Genomic DNA, 17,212 nt, shown 5'->3' with positions numbered 1-17,212 from the left:
GCTCCTTGACTTTCGGTCAAGGAGCTGTTTTCATTTGTTCTATACTAGACTTAGTTGCTGATCACTAGTCTTTCTATTCGTTTGTTATTGCCTTGTGTGATGATCACTTGGTAGATGCCAGAGTGTAGTCTGGTAGGAATACTGTGTTCTGATACTCCTAAGGTGGCTGCTATAGTTTGGTTATATACCATATGTCCTGTAAGGTCAAACATTACGATCTGTACAGGAGAGTTTTCGTCGCCGCTCACCAGTCTCAAATTCACGTTGCTAGCGTCTGTAGGGTTCGGAAAGAACACAAGTTCTAGTCCTTGATGAAATTGATCGTTATTTACTTTAGCTGGGCCATAGATAGCCTCAGCTCCATCATAGTCTACTTGTACCAGTCTGTAATAGGCCACTCCGTAGTATGGAGACTCATCTACAAACGTGTATTTCTGCAATTCGCTAGTTGTACCATGTCCTTCTACTATCCCGATATATTCGTAGGTCACCCCATCTGCCGAACGCTCGATTTCGAATCGATCGTTGTTTAATTCTGAAGCTGTAGACCAGTTGATCTGTACGGCGTTTGTTACAACCTCTGCTTCTAGGTTAACCAACTCAACAGGTAAGGCAGTGTCTGATTGTCCGCCAAGTGTGAAGAAGTTTAAACCGATCGTAGTAGGGTTTGTACTGATGACCCCAGATGTAGTAGATGCGCCAGAAGACAACCCACCTCTGCCAGCATCAGACCAAGTATCTATATTGTCCACGCCATTTCCACCACCTATGTTGTCGAAAATAGATACAACTGTGGTTTCGTCGGGAGTCAATACGTTAGACTGTGTGCCGTAGGTCAGTCCTATAGTTGCGGATTGACCTGGAGTAGAGGCATGAACGACCCAGAACTCTATAGTTGACACTGCCGTCGTTCCAATGTTAGAGTAGTTGTTACTCAAATAAGTAGTTGGATTTACTCTTATGTATCTTGTAGTCCAAGTTTCTCCCCCAGTACCATCTTCTTGTATTGATATGGGTGCATATGTAGAACCATCTCCTGTAGGGAATGTGAAGTTGGAGTTAGCTACGAGGTTTTCTTTTCTTACTACCCCATCTACAAAACTGGCACTACTTCCTCCTGTAAAGCTAGCACTTGTTGCAAACTCCAATACATTATTGATGGTAAATGAACCAGATTTGAAGTTGGTATTGTCTGTAGCTACTATACCATCAAGGAAGTTGATACTACCATTGATTTTAAAGATAGATCCTCCCGTGATATTAATTGCTGTTCCTGATGCAGTATTGTTGATGATTACATTTGCAATATTGAAATCTCCCGTAATGTTTTGGGTTGTGGATCCAGAAAACAATACCGTAGAAGTACCACCTACAGAGGATATGGTAGTCGCTGTTCTATTTAAATCACCGAGTAGTTCAAAATAGCTATTGTCAGAAGTAGTCATTATACCTGCTGTGAGATCTACATCACCCAATACTTTGAAAAGACCATCTGTAGCCATGTTTATTGTGCCTCCGTTCATATTGAAATCTCCTCCTATCAAAAACGTTTTTTCGCTCGCAAGATTCAGCGTACCACTATTCATGATCAGATTTTCGCAAATCTCTATATTACTATTGCTTACAAATGTCTTTGTGCCAGAACCATTCAAAGTAAGTTGTCTTACTTTATTCGATTCCACCAAAATGGTGTAATCACCCGATCCTCCGTATTCTAATGCACCACCAGAGCAATCGAAGAAGTTGAGATAATCACCTGCGGGTAGAGCTGCAGTAGAGCCATCACTATTAATTCTGATAGTACCAGTACCACTTACTTGTCCCAAGATATGACCGTTGGTTCCTGCGATTTCTAACACTCCGTCGGCAGGGATGATGAGTCTACTGAAGCTTATATTGTCAATGTTCAGTGCCATGGTTTTGGTAGAGGCAATTTCTATTGCTCCACCAATGACGGCACTTAGGTCTGTTTGTCTAACGTCTATACCATCAAAAACACCGTTGTCATTTTCATCAAAGAAGTAGTTGTTAGCGATGTCGTAATTTGTGTTTGTCAAACCGTCGAAGATTAACGTTTCGAAATTGTCTGGTATGATGTCTGGATTACCTGCAAAATACTCTCCAGAGAAATCACTTTCAGAAGCAATAGGGAAGGTGATGGTATTTTCTACATCGTCTACTAAATCGGCGTCGTTGCTCGGGAAAGGGTTTTCTACGGTTAAATCTGGATCAGAGAATATAGCTCTGGCACCTCTATATGTGTTTTCGTCATCTGTTCCAATCACATCGTCGTCATAACTGCCAATGATGTCTGCTGAAAAATTGGTCAGATTATCTCCATTGATCAACCAGTGATATTGTAAAATGGCATCCTGTACGGTTTGATCTTCGCTCAGCATGATAGGAGCAACGGCATTTCTAGGTCTTATTCTAAGTTTACCTATGGTAGAACCAGAGTTGCCTCCAGGGCTTGTGAAATCAACCAATACAGGAGTGTACCTGTTGCCTTCTCCTACAGGGAATACAAAATTTGCCGTGTTGTTGGCTGCAAATTCCTTCTCTAACCCAAAGTCAATAATAGAACTATTGGTTTGAATTTGGTTTGCTTCCCCAAAGTTGTTTAGGCTGCTGCCATTTCCAGTTCCATTCGTGATGGTACCTGTAGAGGTGATTAGAAGTAGTGCAGGGCCAATGTCGAAAACACCAGCGTTCAAAGTCAAGTTATTTGTGATCTGAAAGTCTTGGTTAGCATCTGGTAGCGCAACACCATTCACATTGTTGATAGTGAGGTTACCAAATATGCCTTCTGCAGAGGTCGACAATACTTGAGCATCGTTTGTTCTTTCGAATATAATACCTCCATTCGTTAGGTTGCTGCCTGATGTATGCACTCCGTCATTAGACATGGTTTGACCCAGAAAGTGAATGGCATTGTCGTTGTCTGACAAAGTACCTTGAGAAAGCTTAAATGTAGCACCAGTGATACTGATGTCCTTGTTTAGATCAAGTGTGCCTTCTCCTGTCTTTTCGAAGTTGTAGAAAGAGACTGCACTAGTGTTTGTTCCTGTTAATATACTAGTTTCTCCAGCACCGATATTAAAGGTGGTTTTGTTGATTCCTGCAGAATATACCGCATCGTCGTTGATTACTAAATCACCTTGTAAGGTAAGGCCGAGGTTGTTTGACCTTAATTCTACATCATTGCTTAGCGTCAAGTCACCTTCGATGGTCAGGCTTCTAGTTTTCAATTGTACCACTTCGCTCTCAGAACCAAAATCACTCTGAACGGTTAAATTGTAAAGAGGAATAGCACTATTGATACTGAAGTTGTTATTGGTGTTCTCTATGAGGTCAACGTAGATGGTAGACCCGGTGAGATCATAGGTGTCTGGTTCTAGTAGGAGGGATGCTTTTATCGCCTCTGTGGCATTTACGCCGTTCTGATTGGTAAATACAATCAAACCACCTGTAAAAGTAATGTTACTACCTGGATTGACCACTTCGAGCATACCTCTTCGGTAGTCGCCCTTAGACGATACACCTATAAGGAGCGAACCATCTGTAATATTAAGGTCTAAAACGCCAGCTTCTGAGAAAAAACCTCTTCTTATCTGTGAGCCTACTGAGAGTATAGATGATGCGTTTGTTACTTCAATTACTGCATTGCCAGTGGCTGAGTATTCGATGAAATTGTTGCCATTGCCAACACCACTGCTCATGTCTAAATTTCCTCCATTTAAAACGAGAGAACCATCAAGGATAATTCCTGTGTCGTCACCTTCAATCCTAAGAGTTCCTTGTTGGATTTCAAGTCCAGCAGATCCAGAGGATGCCTCAGAGTTGAGTAGGTTGGGTAGGTTGAAATCACCTGTTCCCGCATTGGCCAACAGTAGGTCTATGCCTGCATGATCGATAATTAGTCTACCATTTAGTAATTCTATTGGAGATTCGTCAGAAACATTAATGTCGGGAAAAGTAATAACATCCTGGACAGTAAAGCTATTGGTTTGATCTTCTCCTTTGTTAACAATGAGTTTGTTGAGGGCGATATTGGTATTGAAATCAGGCAAGCTTTCATCGCTCATTCCAGCCACTGTCAGGTTTGCTTTCGTGTTGGTGGCCGAATGATATAAAGTTACTCTAGAGGAATTGTTATTATTGATTATACTTCCAGACAATACCACGTTGTGTGTCAATGAACTTGCCGCATCCTCTACTAGAAGTCGGTTTGAGGCTGCGTTGTTATTGAAGTTGATGTCTCCGTCTACGGTAAGTGTACGAGAAGTACCTGTCGCCTGAAACTCTAATTGGTTAGTACCTGAGTTAAAAACTAAATTACCTTTTACATGAACGTCTCCGCCAGTTGCAGAGGTGTTGAATTTGACTCTATTGGAGCCGATAAAGTGTCTTATGTCTTGATTGACCGTGATGTCGATATCTGGTAATGTGATGTATCGATTGGTTCCTGCGATGGTGCTTCCAGAGGCATCAAATTGAAGAGTGGGGTACTCATCAATAGAGTTGTCAATCGTATACCCATCAAAATTAACTGTAGCGACATTGCCGCCTGCCATGTTGCTTATGTTTACGGTTGTCCCTGGGAATTGGCGACTATATGTCCAAAGGGTATTTGGAGCACTTACGAATTCACCAAAGTCACCTTTAGGAAGCCCTGGTCCTGCAAATTTCAACTTAGAAGAATGATTTATTGTATTTATTGGGTCTGCAATGTCAGGGTCTTGGTTGGTCACAAAACCAAAATCATGTAAATCTCGCTGTACCTCGCTATCTCCGAATGTCAATAGAGAGCTCTCACCTGTATGATATCTTAATATTACGAGTCGTGCGATATCAATCGGAGCATAGTTTGCATTGTTAGGGTCTATGGCTACTAGTCTGTTTGCTGCGCCGTCATTAGAACCGAGTATTACGATATCCCCGAGCTGTGGGAGCTCAGAAACCAAAGTAAGTGCTGGGCTGCCGTTTCCATTTTCAGACCAGGTAGTAGGGTCGTGCCATTGTCCATTTTTTCTAGCATATATTTTTCTTGGGTAGCCTTCAAATCTTGCTTGGTCGCCAGCCGTGAAGTTAGTATTCTCAAGTGTGAATCCAGAGCCAGAGCCATTGAATAAAATGGAATAATCAACGTTTTCAAAAGGAGGTGATGGGGTGGTTACTGTATTTGTAGGCTCGAAGCTTCTTGCAAAATCACTTCCATCGAGCACTTTGCCTGCTACATAGCTCAATAGGTTAACTCCTGAAGAAGGGTCGTCAGCATTGTTTCCAAAGAATTGGATATAACTCAATTCGGGTTCAGCATCAAATCCTTCGGTTCTGACTCTCCAATGGTAGTTTAGGATTTCACCTGTTTGCTTGGTGGTTTTTAACGCACCTTGGACTGGATTTACGATGATGTACCCTTCCCCATCTTCACCCAGATCACCAACATCAGAGATGCTGAGTAGGGAAGGCGTGTACTTAGGAACCCCTCCTCCGATACCTACGGGGAATAAAAAGTCTGTTTCAGGAATACTTTGAATGGTACTGTTTCCGTCGAAATTAGTATCACCATTTATAGTGGTGTTATTTGTTGCGGAGATCTTTAAACTCAGACCACCGTCTGATGCGTTACCATCAGTGATAATCATATCTTCTACAGAGAAGCAGCCATTACAGTTTCCATAATCCGCATTACCTGTAAGGTTTACATCTAATTCATCTACTGTCAATCTATTTTTCCCAATGTAGAGTCGGCCGTGTAGGTATTCCAATCTTTCTATTGTAACGTCGTTGTCGATGGAGATGATTTGGTCTTGACAGTTTAACCTGAAATTGCCAAATTTTGCACCAGGTTCAGTTTCTATGGTGAATGTAGCCGGTCTGAATTTTAATAAGGCATTGATGTCAGTCACTCCTTCCTCATATACACTTAGCTGACTCGCATTATATACATTTCCATAAAACCTAATGCTTCGGTTTCCTTGATTCAGAATACCCGATTCCAACCTAAAGTTACTATTGTCTCCAGTCCTTAATGCGTTGTGAATATTGGATACTGTGCTGACTGGTTTGTTGGGAGCTGTTAGTGTTAATGTGGTATTGTTTTCTTTACTTATCGTCATGTTGAAGAAAACTTGCTCATTATTTTCAGCTTCATTGTAGCCACTAGGTCTGTTGTCTGTCAATACATCCAAGTTGGCCAATGAAAGGGTGCTATTCAACGTTCCGTTGAAAGTGGTTGTATTTTGATGACTTGCAGGTATAATTGTATTTTCAGCGGTGTTTAGTCCAGAGGTACCTGTAGAGGGTAGTAAGTCTTCATTCCCAAAATAGTATTGGGCATTGTGTGTGATTGTGAAATTTCTACCTATAGTTACATCTTGTCCTAAGTGATCAAATCTGATTGGGTTTGTGTCGTCACCAATCGTAAGGTCGTTTAGTACCACCAATGGCTGCGCTTGCATGATGACATCTGAGCCTGATCCGTCTCCAGATTGTCCGCCAGCTAAGAATACAATATTGTCATCGGTAGTCTTGATATTTACAGTAGTGCTGCCATCTGCGTCGTTGATCGCATTACCCTGAGAGTTGGTCATTATAACATTGTAAAAGGGAGCCTTTGAAGTGACCTTGAAAGGGACAGTATTGTTCATGTTCATGATGACTGTACCACCAGTTACTTCAATATTTTGTTTAGCAGAGTTGATGAATATACCACCACCAAGATCATCTGTTGCATCTTCGTCGTTAGGTGTGCCAGTAGAGCTGGTCGTATTGTAGTTTGATCTTTGGATCTCTAAAGTACCACCAGACATTCTGAATACGTTGGCTTCCTCTGGCAAACAAAAAGTATAATAATCTGTCTGAGTGCCACCACCGCCAGTAGTTGACGATCCTATGCCACTACCTCCGTTTACATACACATGTCCGCCGCTCTGAAGGTAACTACCGATATCGTCGGTAGCTTGGATAGATGTTCTGATTTGGTTGGCATAAAGGCTGCCTCCAGTTACTTCTATGGCTCCTGCATCTCTAATGGTAATTCCGCTTTGCACCAAAAATTCTGCTACACCGTCTGAAATTTTAAAAGTACCATAAGGTACGAGTGCAGATCCATTTGTTTTTAAAACATGTCCACCATCTACCCATAGCATGGCTGAAGAAGAGATGGAGTAGTTGCCTCCTTGGTTCAAAAGGATGCTGACATTAGAGCCGATTTTTGCTGTTCCAGTTACTAATGCGAAAGCATTATTGTTTGTACCCCTAAAGTTTAAATCTGAATCAACAGTATAATTGGCTCGACCGTTGAGATTGAAATTTCCATCAGCAGAAGCCGTAATACTTAGTGTGTGGGACGCTGATTGTTTGTCGATTTCTATTCTGTAAAAATGAGCAACTGCATTACAAGTTAAAGATTGATCGGCCTCTGTATTTAAAAAATTGAGATCTACGATACCGTCTGTAGCAGTTGAGGTAAGGGTAGCACTGGTGCGCTGAGTGAATTTGGTAGACCCATTGATTGAAACATTTCCATAACTATTGAGCTGGTGACGCTGGTTGACATTGCCTGTCGTGATAGAGCCATTGGCTGCTATCGTTATGTTATTGACTACGTCTATATTCAGGTTGCTATCTGTAAACGTGATGCCAGTATGGCTGTCAGTAGTGTTTCTGTGAATTTGGAGAACCCCTTGCGTGATGTTAAGGTTGCGAGTGAGGTATAGACTTCTTTGTAAAATGACAATATCATCAGCATCTCCCATATTCACAGTCATACTTCTTGACACGGCTCCGTTAGGATCGGGGGAGATACCTCCGCTAAGGGTCTGGTTAAGAACCAGAGGAATATTGTTTGTAGCGGTATTTAAGGTAATAGTACCTCCTAGTAATTGATCCGCAAACGCACTGTAATCTCCGTCGGGTAGGTTTTCTATATATGCTGTTGGAGTGCCTGTGTTGGGTATACCTGTTAAGGTCAGGGTGCCAGAGCCAGATATAGCACCAAAATTATGCCCAGTAGATGCTAATAAATCTAACCTGCCAGATGGTTTAAGTGCAACGGATTCAACAGATATATTATCAAGAATGGTGGATCCATCTGCTTCATACATAGATATGACACGTCCAGAAGTGATGATTACTTTATCGCCTAGCCCAGGAATTTCATTTCCATTATTGTCAAAAAGAGGAGTGGTGGCTCCATCTAGTGTCCAAGAGTTAGGATCTCCCCATGGGCCAGTTTGAAAAGAATACCAGGTTTGTCTGGTATGTCCTAAAGGACTGTTGTTGTTGTCGGTAGTAGCTACTGTATAGTAGTTGCCATCGGTTACAGTGATTCCTGAAAATGAAATGGTGTTTTCTAAATCATTGATAGTGACAGTCCCTCCAGCATCTGACCAGCTCCCATTATTAGGAGTAGAGCGGGAGATTAATTTGTAATTGGATGCGTTAGCTAAAGTTACATCTTCTAGCCCTGCGTCATCCAAATCGAAAGTAATGGTAGTAGTAAGGGATGTATTTGCGTCAGTTATATCAAAGTACCATGCACGCTCAACTCTGGCTGGTGAAGCTCCAGCAAGTCCAGCGATGTCTGTATCTAGGATGGTATTTGTTAGTATTTTGTGACCTGCAAATAGATAGTCATTGTCTTCGAGACCAGCGGTAGCTTCTATTGTGAGACCTTCATAGGTAGCGCTGCTGATAACTTCGGAACCAGATGCTTGCCCAATACCAAATACACCGAGATCATGGTTGGAATTGATGTCTAAGTCTCCTGCATAGAGATCATTGCTAGTGCTTATGCCATACCTTGAGTTAAGGTAGTTTTGTATGATTACAAACTGAGCGTTGTTGAGTTTTTCGCTAAACACGAAAAATTCGGCAATTTCTCCATCATAATAGCTGCCGGAACCAGACCCACCAAGTCTAAGGACTTCATCTCCTGTACCTCCATTATATGAAATTTGATTGGCGGTAGTCGCCTGTTTTAGTAGCTCACTATTGTCATATAACCAAAAATCTTCTGTAGTAGGGTCAATACCAAACCTAGCTAAATGGAATTGATCAACAACGAAATGGTCGTTGTATGTTGCATCGTTGTGAGTAGACAGCACTGAAAATGAAGCATCACTTTGCCTTACAAATAATTGAACATCGTTTAGGACGTTGTTATCCGCAGGAGCGCTATCGCCACCATTAGATAGGAGCGTGAGAAAGCTACTGTTGCCAGTTGTATTAGGAAACTGTACTACATAGCCAGAGTTAGTAGCGGGTTGTTTGAATACCACAAATACATCTCCAATTTCGGTAGGTTCTCCTGATACACCAAAAAAGTCCTGAGTGAGTGCTCCATTCAGATAAGTGTTAGAAGAGGCAACAAAGTCGACTGTAGGTTTGGCGTTTAGGTCTGGTGACGCAGAGATGAAAGAGGGTCTTCGGCCAGCAGTGGTTTGTGTCATGTTTCGACCATTTCCACTCAAATCTGCCCAAGTTTGTACTTTGTTGTTGATCGTGGATATACCTTGGTCAGCTCTGAGCCATATTTCCAAAGGCGAGCTGCCATCGGTGGTTCCTAGTCCCGCAGGGCCTGACTGCTGGGCATACAGTGTGTTGCCAATGATTAGAATGAGTGCTACTAAGAGAAACTTTTTCATATGAAGATAAATTGAACTAAAATTTTGAGTATGATTGGTTCGTGTAACTATTATATATTATGCAATAGGTGATAGAAATAGAGGCTGGTTTTTAATTTCAGAAAATTGGCAGTAATGTTTTGTTACCGTCAATTGATTGTTGGTAGGTAGGGTTGGTAAGTGTAATAATGTAGGTAGGGTTGTTGGTGGTATTTTGCCAGGTGAGTGGCAAATATTGTTCAAAAGTACTTTTGTAGGGTAGTTGGAAGGGTGTTTCTTTAAGTTCACTCTCATTAGAGATTATGATATGCGGTACCATACTGGTTGTATAATACAATGCAAAAAAGCATAGTGTTAGTTTAAATTTTCCCCTTTTCATAGTGTGTCACTCCCAATGAGTAAATTTCTGCCAAATTATCCTATTCTTATTGTGTTTGCATTAGTAAAATACCCTATTTACAAAAAAACGGTTATTCTCCTAATATAAGTAGGTGTTTTCCTACGAATGATTTGATTTTTTCGTCGAATGAAATCAAACCCTATTGTTTAAGAGGAAAATACACGAATTATTTATTCTGAATAGGTTTGTTATGATCAAACTCCTCATCTAAGAGATCATGAATAATCGTAAAATTACGACAAATATATTAGTTAAAGAAAGCTCGAAACAAGTAGTTGCTATTGGGTGATAGATTGTGTTTTTCTTTTCTTTTATGAAGGGTAGAAAAAAGCGAGGTAAACCAAAACCTCGCTTTTTATTATTATGAGAAAATTACTGATTGAATTTCGTTTAACCCAATCGAGTAATGGGGCTGATTTTTCTCGAATGTTAGCAATAGAAAAACCAGCATTTTGGATGTTAAATGTTTGACTCTTTATCTGTAAGACTGCGACACTTATAAGCTCGCTTTTTTTGTCAGATATACCAAGAGGTAGATCAACATATGCGGAGTTTAACCTTTAACACACCCAAAACATTTGCTAAAAACAATCCCCCTACTCTTATTTTTAGGTGCTTTTAGGGGAGTAGCTGAGGTAGGTGGTGATTGGCCAATTAAATATTATGGGTTGAAGAGATAGCAGAATTTTATTGTTCATACTGATCGGTTAGTTTGTTGTATCAGCATTTAATACCGTAAAAAAATATTGTCTTTTTCCTGACATTATTGAATTAAATATTAGATCAGAATATAATTTGGGAAAATGGTGAAAACCAAATCAAGAAATGTATTGGTACATGAGGGTAAGGAGGGGCGGAGATGAATCAGAATAATGATCTGTCATTGTTGAATATAAAATGATAAGGATCTTCTTTTTTAGTATTTAGAAGAGGGAGTTGTACAATCCTGTTTTTGGATGTGTAATTTTGCTGAAAAATGATAGATACCATATGTTTTGGGAAAAATACAGCAGGCAGAAGATAAGAGACATCGTCTTTGAGTCGATCGATAGAAATCTAAATTACCGGGTGTCGCCACCTATAGGCTTGCCTGCATCTTACCTCGATCCCAAGGTTTTTTATTCAGATGCTCCTTTTTTGTCTGAGGCACCATTTATGAGTACCATGTTGGCTAACCCTAACCATATAGGCTGCCATACCATGGGCGACTCTGAACCAGTATTTAAAGGTACGCAAGCCTTAGAACAAGAACTTATAGCATTGTGTGCCACGGAAATATTTGGTGCGGCTTCTGATGCTGTAGATGGCTACGTGGCATCGGGAGGTACAGAGGCCAATATTCAAGCATTCTGGGTGATGAGAAATTACTTTGTGGAAGCGCATGAGGCTAGGCATGAGGAGATTGCGATGGTGTATTCTAGCGATGCTCACTATTCTATGCCCAAAGGAGTTAACCTGCTGAATATAAAATCTATTGTAGCATCTGTAGATGATGAGACTCGTTTGATTGTGTTGGATGACCTAAAAACAGATTTGATAAAGGCAAAAGCAGTAGGGGTCAAGCATTTTATTTTGGTAATGAATATGTCTACGACCATGTTTGGCTCGGTCGATGATATGGCTGGAGCTGTTGATTTATTCCAATCACTCGATTTGAATTTTAAAATCCATGTAGACGGTGCATATGGTGGCTTTATTTACCCCTTTTCAGCGGAAGATCCGCTGTATTCTTTTCAGAATCAGCATGTATTTTCGTTTTCCCTAGACGCACATAAGATGTTGTTGTCTCCCTATGGGACAGGTGTCGTACTGATTAGAAAAGGTTATATCAGCTATGCGATGACGAAGGAGGCTAATTATGTAAAAGGAAAAGACTATACGCTCATAGGTAGTCGCTCTGGAGCTAATGCAGTAGCTATATGGATGATTATGCGCGCCTATGGTTCCGATGGATGGAAAGCTAAGATTGCAAATTTACTAGAGCGCACAGATTGGCTTTGTGAGCAATTGACCAAAAGAGGAATATCTTTTTATAGACACCCGAAAATGAATATTGTAACGTTGAGGCCAGATAAAGTTGATCCATTGCTGGCGGAAAAATATTTTTTGGTACCTGATGATCATGATGATCCTATGTGGTGGAAAATAGTTGTAATGGATCATGTGACCGAGGGAATACTCGATCAGTTTTTATTAGACTTGGATAAAACATTAACAAATGAATAAGAAAGCTTTAGTGTTGGGGGCAGTGTTTGGTTTGCTGACAGTGATGATTGGTGCTTTTGGTGCACATGCTTTGAAAGACCTTTTGGAAGAAAATGGTCGCTTAGAGGTATTTGAGACAGGTGTCAGGTATCAATTTTATCATGCAATAGCACTATTAGTCTGCGGGCTGCTGGATGAGAAATTGGTAGGCTCCTGGGTGGCAAAGGCCACTTATTTGTTCTCGATTGGGGTACTTGTATTTAGTGGTTCGCTATACATTTTGAGCATTACAAACGTGGCGATTTTTGGAGCGATTACTCCTATAGGTGGTTTGATGCTGATGGGAGGGTGGTTGTGCCTAATTGCTGGTATTGTGAAAAGCAAGGTGTAAGTCTGGTAGACTATAAAAAAATCGGCTACTTCAGTTGTCTTTGTTAAGATGATTGAGGTAGCCGATTTAAGTTTTGTACTTATTGAGGATTAAACATCCACTTTGGCATACTTCGCATTTTTTTCGATGAAGTCTCTACGTGGTGCTACTTCATCACCCATCAATACAGAAAATATGTGATCAGCTTCTGCGGCAGATTCGATTGTCACTTGCTTTAAAGATCTGAATTCTGGATTCATAGTGGTAGTCCAGAGTTGCTCAGGATTCATCTCTCCAAGACCTTTGTATCGCTGTAGACCTACGGCATCTTCTTTGCCATCACCAGCCAATTCTCTGGTCACTCTTTCTCTATCTTCTTCAGACCAAGCGTAACGCTCTTGCTTGCCTTTTTTCAAAAGATAAAGTGGAGGAAGGGCAATGTACAAGTAGCCATTGTCAATCAGATCCTTCATGTATCTAAAGAAGAAGGTCAAAATCAGCGTACGAATGTGACTACCGTCGATATCTGCATCCGTCATGATGATTACTTTGTGGTATCTCAGTTTTTCCATGTTCAATCCCTTTGGGTCATCTTCGGTGCCGAACTTTATACCCAAAGCAGTGATCATGTTTTTGATTTCTTCGTTTTCGTAGATTCTGTGTTCTTGTGCCTTTTCTACGTTTAGAATTTTACCCCTTAGCGGAAGGATAGCTTGAAATTTTCTATCTCTACCTTGTTTGGCAGATCCACCTGCCGAATCTCCCTCTACCAAGTATAGTTCGCATTCTGCGGCATCACGAGAAGAACAGTCGGCCAATTTGCCAGGGAGACCAGAGCCAGACATCACGTTCTTACGCTGTACCATTTCTCTCGCTTTACGTGCGGCTTGCCTTGCCTGTGCGGCCAAAATTACTTTTTGCACGATCATTCGAGCTTCTTTAGGATGCTCTTCTAGGTAGTTGTTTAGGATTTCGCTTACACTAGTATCTACAGCGCCCATGGCGTCCGAATTACCTAATTTAGTTTTTGTTTGCCCTTCAAACTGTGGCTCTTGTACTTTTACAGAGATAATAGCAGTAAGGCCTTCTCTAAAGTCATCACCAAGAATCTCCACTTTTGCTTTTTCTAGCAATCCAGACTTGTCGGCGTATGCTTTCAATGTTCGGGTGAGTGCTCTTCTGAATCCAGCTACGTGTGTGCCACCTTCTATCGTGTTGATGTTGTTTACATAAGAGACCACATTTTCAGTGTATGAGGTGTTGTAGGTCAAGGCTACTTGTACAGGAATGTCTCCTTTTTCACCTTCCATGTACACAGGATCTGGAATCAATTTTTCTCTAGAGCTGTCTAGGTATTTCACAAACTCAACTAATCCACCGTCTGAGAAGAATTCCTCGCTGATGTAGTTGCCTTCTTCGTCTTTTTCTCTTTTGTCAGTTAATGAAATCCTGATACCAGCATTCAAGAATGAAAGTTCTCGGAGTCTGGTGGCTACAGTTTCGTATTTGTATTCACTTACCGTGAAAATTTCTGAATCAGGCATGAAATGAACAAATGTGCCTGTGATGTCAGTTGTGCCAGTTTCTTTTACCGAGTATTTGGGGATACCCTTAGAGTATTCCTGTTGGTATATTTTCCCGCCTCTATGGACGGTTACTTCTAGCATGGTTGATAGGGCGTTCACACAAGATACGCCTACGCCGTGAAGACCGCCAGATACTTTGTATGTGTCTTTGTCGAATTTGCCTCCTGCATGAAGTACGGTCATCACTACCTCTAGTGCTGATCTTCCTTCTTTTTCGTGCATGTCAGTGGGGATGCCACGACCATTGTCAGATACGGAGATAGAGTTATCTTCATTGATCGTTACCGTAATGGTGTCACAATGTCCAGCCAGTGCTTCATCAATTGAGTTGTCCACCACTTCCCAAACCATGTGATGGAGACCTTTGAATCCCACATCGCCAATGTACATGGCAGGTCTTTTTCTTACTGCTTCTAGTCCTTCTAGAACCGTGATATTACTGGCTGAATATTCTCCGTTTGGTTTCTTCTTGTCTTCGCTCATTTCACGTATTTAATTGTCTTTCATCAGGTTTAGGGCACTACATTTAGTTCAATAAAAGGCTGCCTAGAAGCCGCCGAGACATGATCCTTGATAAGGATATGAATTACCCGAATAAAATCTGCCAAAAATACAAAAATATGACTCCCCAAACGGTCGTTTTTTTAACATTTTTATCATAATCACTGAGATAATTTTGACGGTTGGGTAAATTGCGAAAGCGAATAAAAAAATCCTGTAATCTCAATCCCTTATGCCTCAATTTTTAAAGGAAGCTCCTCTTAGCAAATTCAACACTTTCGGAATCGATGCTGTCGCAGATTTTATGATTGAAGTGTCTAATAATCAGGAAATTAAAGAATCTATGGTGTGGGCGGATCAAGAGAGATTGACTCCTGTTATTTTGGGTGGTGGTTCTAATGTTTTGTTTACTCAGCCGAGTTATCCATTGGTCATAGTGAATCGACTCATGGGGATCGAAAAAATCAAAGAAGATGAAGAATACGTTTGGGTACGATCTGGAGCAGGAGAGGTTTGGCATCAGTTGGTGTTGTATTGTATAACTCAAGGGTGGGGAGGAGTAGAAAATCTATCGCTTATCCCAGGTACAGTGGGAGCGGCACCTATGCAAAATATAGGCGCTTATGGTATAGAAATTAAAGAAGTTTTCGAATCTTTAGAAGCAATCCACCTGACTACCTTTGAGGTGAAAAAATTCAGCAAGGCTGATTGTCAGTTTGGCTATCGCGAAAGTGTATTTAAGAAAGACCTGAAAGGTAAATATTTTATTACGTCAGTGGTGTTGAAATTGACCAAAGTACACCAGCTCAATACCAGCTATGGAGCGATAGGAGATGTATTGTCAGGAAAAGGAATTACAAACCCTACCATCAAGCAGGTGAGCGATGCTGTGATTGAGATTAGACAATCCAAACTACCCAATCCCGCAGAAATAGGAAATGCAGGAAGCTTTTTTAAGAACCCTGTAGTCTCTAATAGACAGTTTAAACAGCTGCGAGCGATTTATCCAGAGATGCCTAATTATCCACAACCTGATGGACAAGTGAAAGTGCCTGCGGGATGGTTGATAGAGAAATGTGGGTGGAAAGGTAGCCGGTTTGGTGCTATCGGTGTACATGAAAATCAAGCACTTGTTTTAGTGAACCATGGAGGCGGAAGTGGAAAAGATATCAAAGCATTGGCCATGAAGATCAGAAAATCCGTACAAGATAAATTTGAGATAGATATTACCCCTGAGGTAAACATGCTCTAATATTAAATCCCCATGCTTAAAATACTTAAAATGACGTTATTGACTATCGTGTTGGCTATTATCGCCATAGTAGTACTGGTTATTACGTTTTTCAAAACGGCACCACAGATCGGAGGTAAGTCTACAGGCCAGCGCTTAGAGAAAATGAAAACTTCCAAGTATTATGAAGATGATGTGTTTGTGAATTTGGCAGACATCGAAACAAACTTTCCGTTGTCCAAATCCTTTGAAATCATGGGCAAGATGATGGTGAATACTAAACCTCGCGAACCACAAGAGCAAATAGAAACGGTCTCTTTCGATAAAGCCACTTGGCAGCAACGCAACGAAGACGAATTGATGGTAAGTTGGTTTGGACATTCTTCAGCAATTTTCAAAATTGATGGCAAGACTATCTTGGCTGATCCTGTATTTGGTGAGCGAGCGTCTATGTTTTCGTTTATAGGGCCTAAGAAGTTTGATTATACTAATTACATGTCGGTAGATCGTTTGCCAGAAGTGGATTTGGTGATTATTTCGCACGATCATTACGATCATTTAGACTATCCTACCATTTTGGCTTTGAAAGATCGTGTAACCAAATTTTTTGTACCCTTGGGAGTGGCGGGTCATTTGGAGGCTTGGGGTATACCTGCTGAGCAAATTCAGACTTTCGATTGGTGGGAGCATGCTACTTTGAGCGATCAGGTAAGGCTCACTTTTGCACCTACTCAGCATTTCTCAGGACGAGGCTTGTCTGATAAAATGAGTACTCTTTGGGGGTCTTGGGTAATAGAAGGCAGTACACAAAAAATCTATTTTAGTGGAGACTCAGGATATTTTGATGGTTTCAAGACCATCGGAGAGAAGTTTGGTCCTTTCGACTTTGTACTGATAGAATGCGGTGCTTACAATAAGGAAGACTGGGGAGATATACATATGCAGCCTGAGGAGTCTGTGCAGGCAGCGGTAGATGTAAAAGCTGAAATCGCCATGCCTATCCATTGGGGAAAGTTTAATCTGGCTTTTCACCCATGGAAGGAGCCTGTGCAGCGTTTTTTGAAAGCTGCAGCTGAACACAACCTACCTACTCATACGCCCAACGTTGGGGAGATGCTAATCATCCCTTCTGAGGTTCGGGGTGCACACTGGTGGGAAAATTATAAATAATAGCACAAAATAAATTTCTCTTATTTTAAAGAGTTGAGTCTTAAGTCCCATTAATTCCACAATTATTAGTATTTTCTCGTCGGTATTAAATAAGAGAAGAAGGTTTGAGGATACATC

General features: G+C 41.0%; 6 protein-coding genes. 4 read left to right on the top strand and 2 right to left on the bottom strand.

Annotated elements, in window-relative coordinates; translation table 11 throughout:
• Positions 1 to 50 precede the first annotated feature (50 nt).
• Complete coding sequence (locus N7E81_RS17020) at positions 51 to 9,653, bottom strand: T9SS type A sorting domain-containing protein (RefSeq protein WP_263050801.1); 9,603 nt, start codon at positions 9,651 to 9,653, stop codon at positions 51 to 53.
• 1,369 nt (positions 9,654 to 11,022) lie between these two features.
• Between N7E81_RS17020 and N7E81_RS17015 the strand changes: the two genes are divergently transcribed.
• Complete coding sequence (locus N7E81_RS17015; protein ID WP_263050800.1) at positions 11,023 to 12,258, top strand: pyridoxal-dependent decarboxylase; 1,236 nt, start codon at positions 11,023 to 11,025, stop codon at positions 12,256 to 12,258.
• Positions 12,251 to 12,628, top strand: coding sequence for a DUF423 domain-containing protein (locus N7E81_RS17010; protein WP_263050799.1), 378 nt, complete (start codon positions 12,251 to 12,253; stop codon positions 12,626 to 12,628). Before N7E81_RS17015 ends, N7E81_RS17010 begins: the two co-directional genes overlap by 8 nt.
• Positions 12,629 to 12,717: 89 nt before the next feature.
• Here the strand turns inward: N7E81_RS17010 and gyrB are convergent, their stop codons facing one another.
• The gene (gene gyrB / locus N7E81_RS17005) at positions 12,718 to 14,676 is read right to left on the bottom strand and encodes a DNA topoisomerase (ATP-hydrolyzing) subunit B (RefSeq protein ID WP_263050798.1); all 1,959 of its coding nucleotides are present in this window, start codon (positions 14,674 to 14,676) and stop codon (positions 12,718 to 12,720) included.
• Between the two features lie 250 nt (positions 14,677 to 14,926).
• Between gyrB and murB the strand changes: the two genes are divergently transcribed.
• A complete protein-coding gene (gene murB / locus N7E81_RS17000) occupies positions 14,927 to 15,946 on the top strand; it encodes a UDP-N-acetylmuramate dehydrogenase (protein WP_263050797.1) in 1,020 nt (339 codons plus the stop codon).
• A 12-nt stretch (positions 15,947 to 15,958) separates the two neighbouring features.
• Positions 15,959 to 17,095: an MBL fold metallo-hydrolase gene (locus N7E81_RS16995; protein WP_263050796.1), complete on the top strand. Its 1,137-nt coding sequence runs from the start codon at positions 15,959 to 15,961 to the stop codon at positions 17,093 to 17,095.
• Positions 17,096 to 17,212: the final 117 nt, after the last annotated feature.

The organism is Reichenbachiella carrageenanivorans (genome assembly GCF_025639805.1).
GTDB lineage: Bacteria > Bacteroidota > Bacteroidia > Cytophagales > Cyclobacteriaceae > Reichenbachiella > Reichenbachiella carrageenanivorans.
Note: the sequence above shows the minus strand (reverse complement) of the source record. Positions and strands in the feature narration are given on the sequence as shown.

Excerpts from the sequence above, each read along its gene's own strand:
- N7E81_RS16995 (WP_263050796.1), top strand. The coding sequence starts at position 15,959 with ATGCTTAAAATACTTAAAATGACGTTATTGACTATCGTGTTGGCTATT.
- murB (WP_263050797.1), top strand. The coding sequence starts at position 14,927 with ATGCCTCAATTTTTAAAGGAAGCTCCTCTTAGCAAATTCAACACTTTC.
- N7E81_RS17015 (WP_263050800.1), top strand. The coding sequence starts at position 11,023 with ATGTTTTGGGAAAAATACAGCAGGCAGAAGATAAGAGACATCGTCTTT.
- gyrB (WP_263050798.1), bottom strand. The coding sequence starts at position 14,676 with ATGAGCGAAGACAAGAAGAAACCAAACGGAGAATATTCAGCCAGTAAT.
- N7E81_RS17010 (WP_263050799.1), top strand. The coding sequence starts at position 12,251 with ATGAATAAGAAAGCTTTAGTGTTGGGGGCAGTGTTTGGTTTGCTGACA.
- N7E81_RS17020 (WP_263050801.1), bottom strand. The coding sequence starts at position 9,653 with ATGAAAAAGTTTCTCTTAGTAGCACTCATTCTAATCATTGGCAACACA.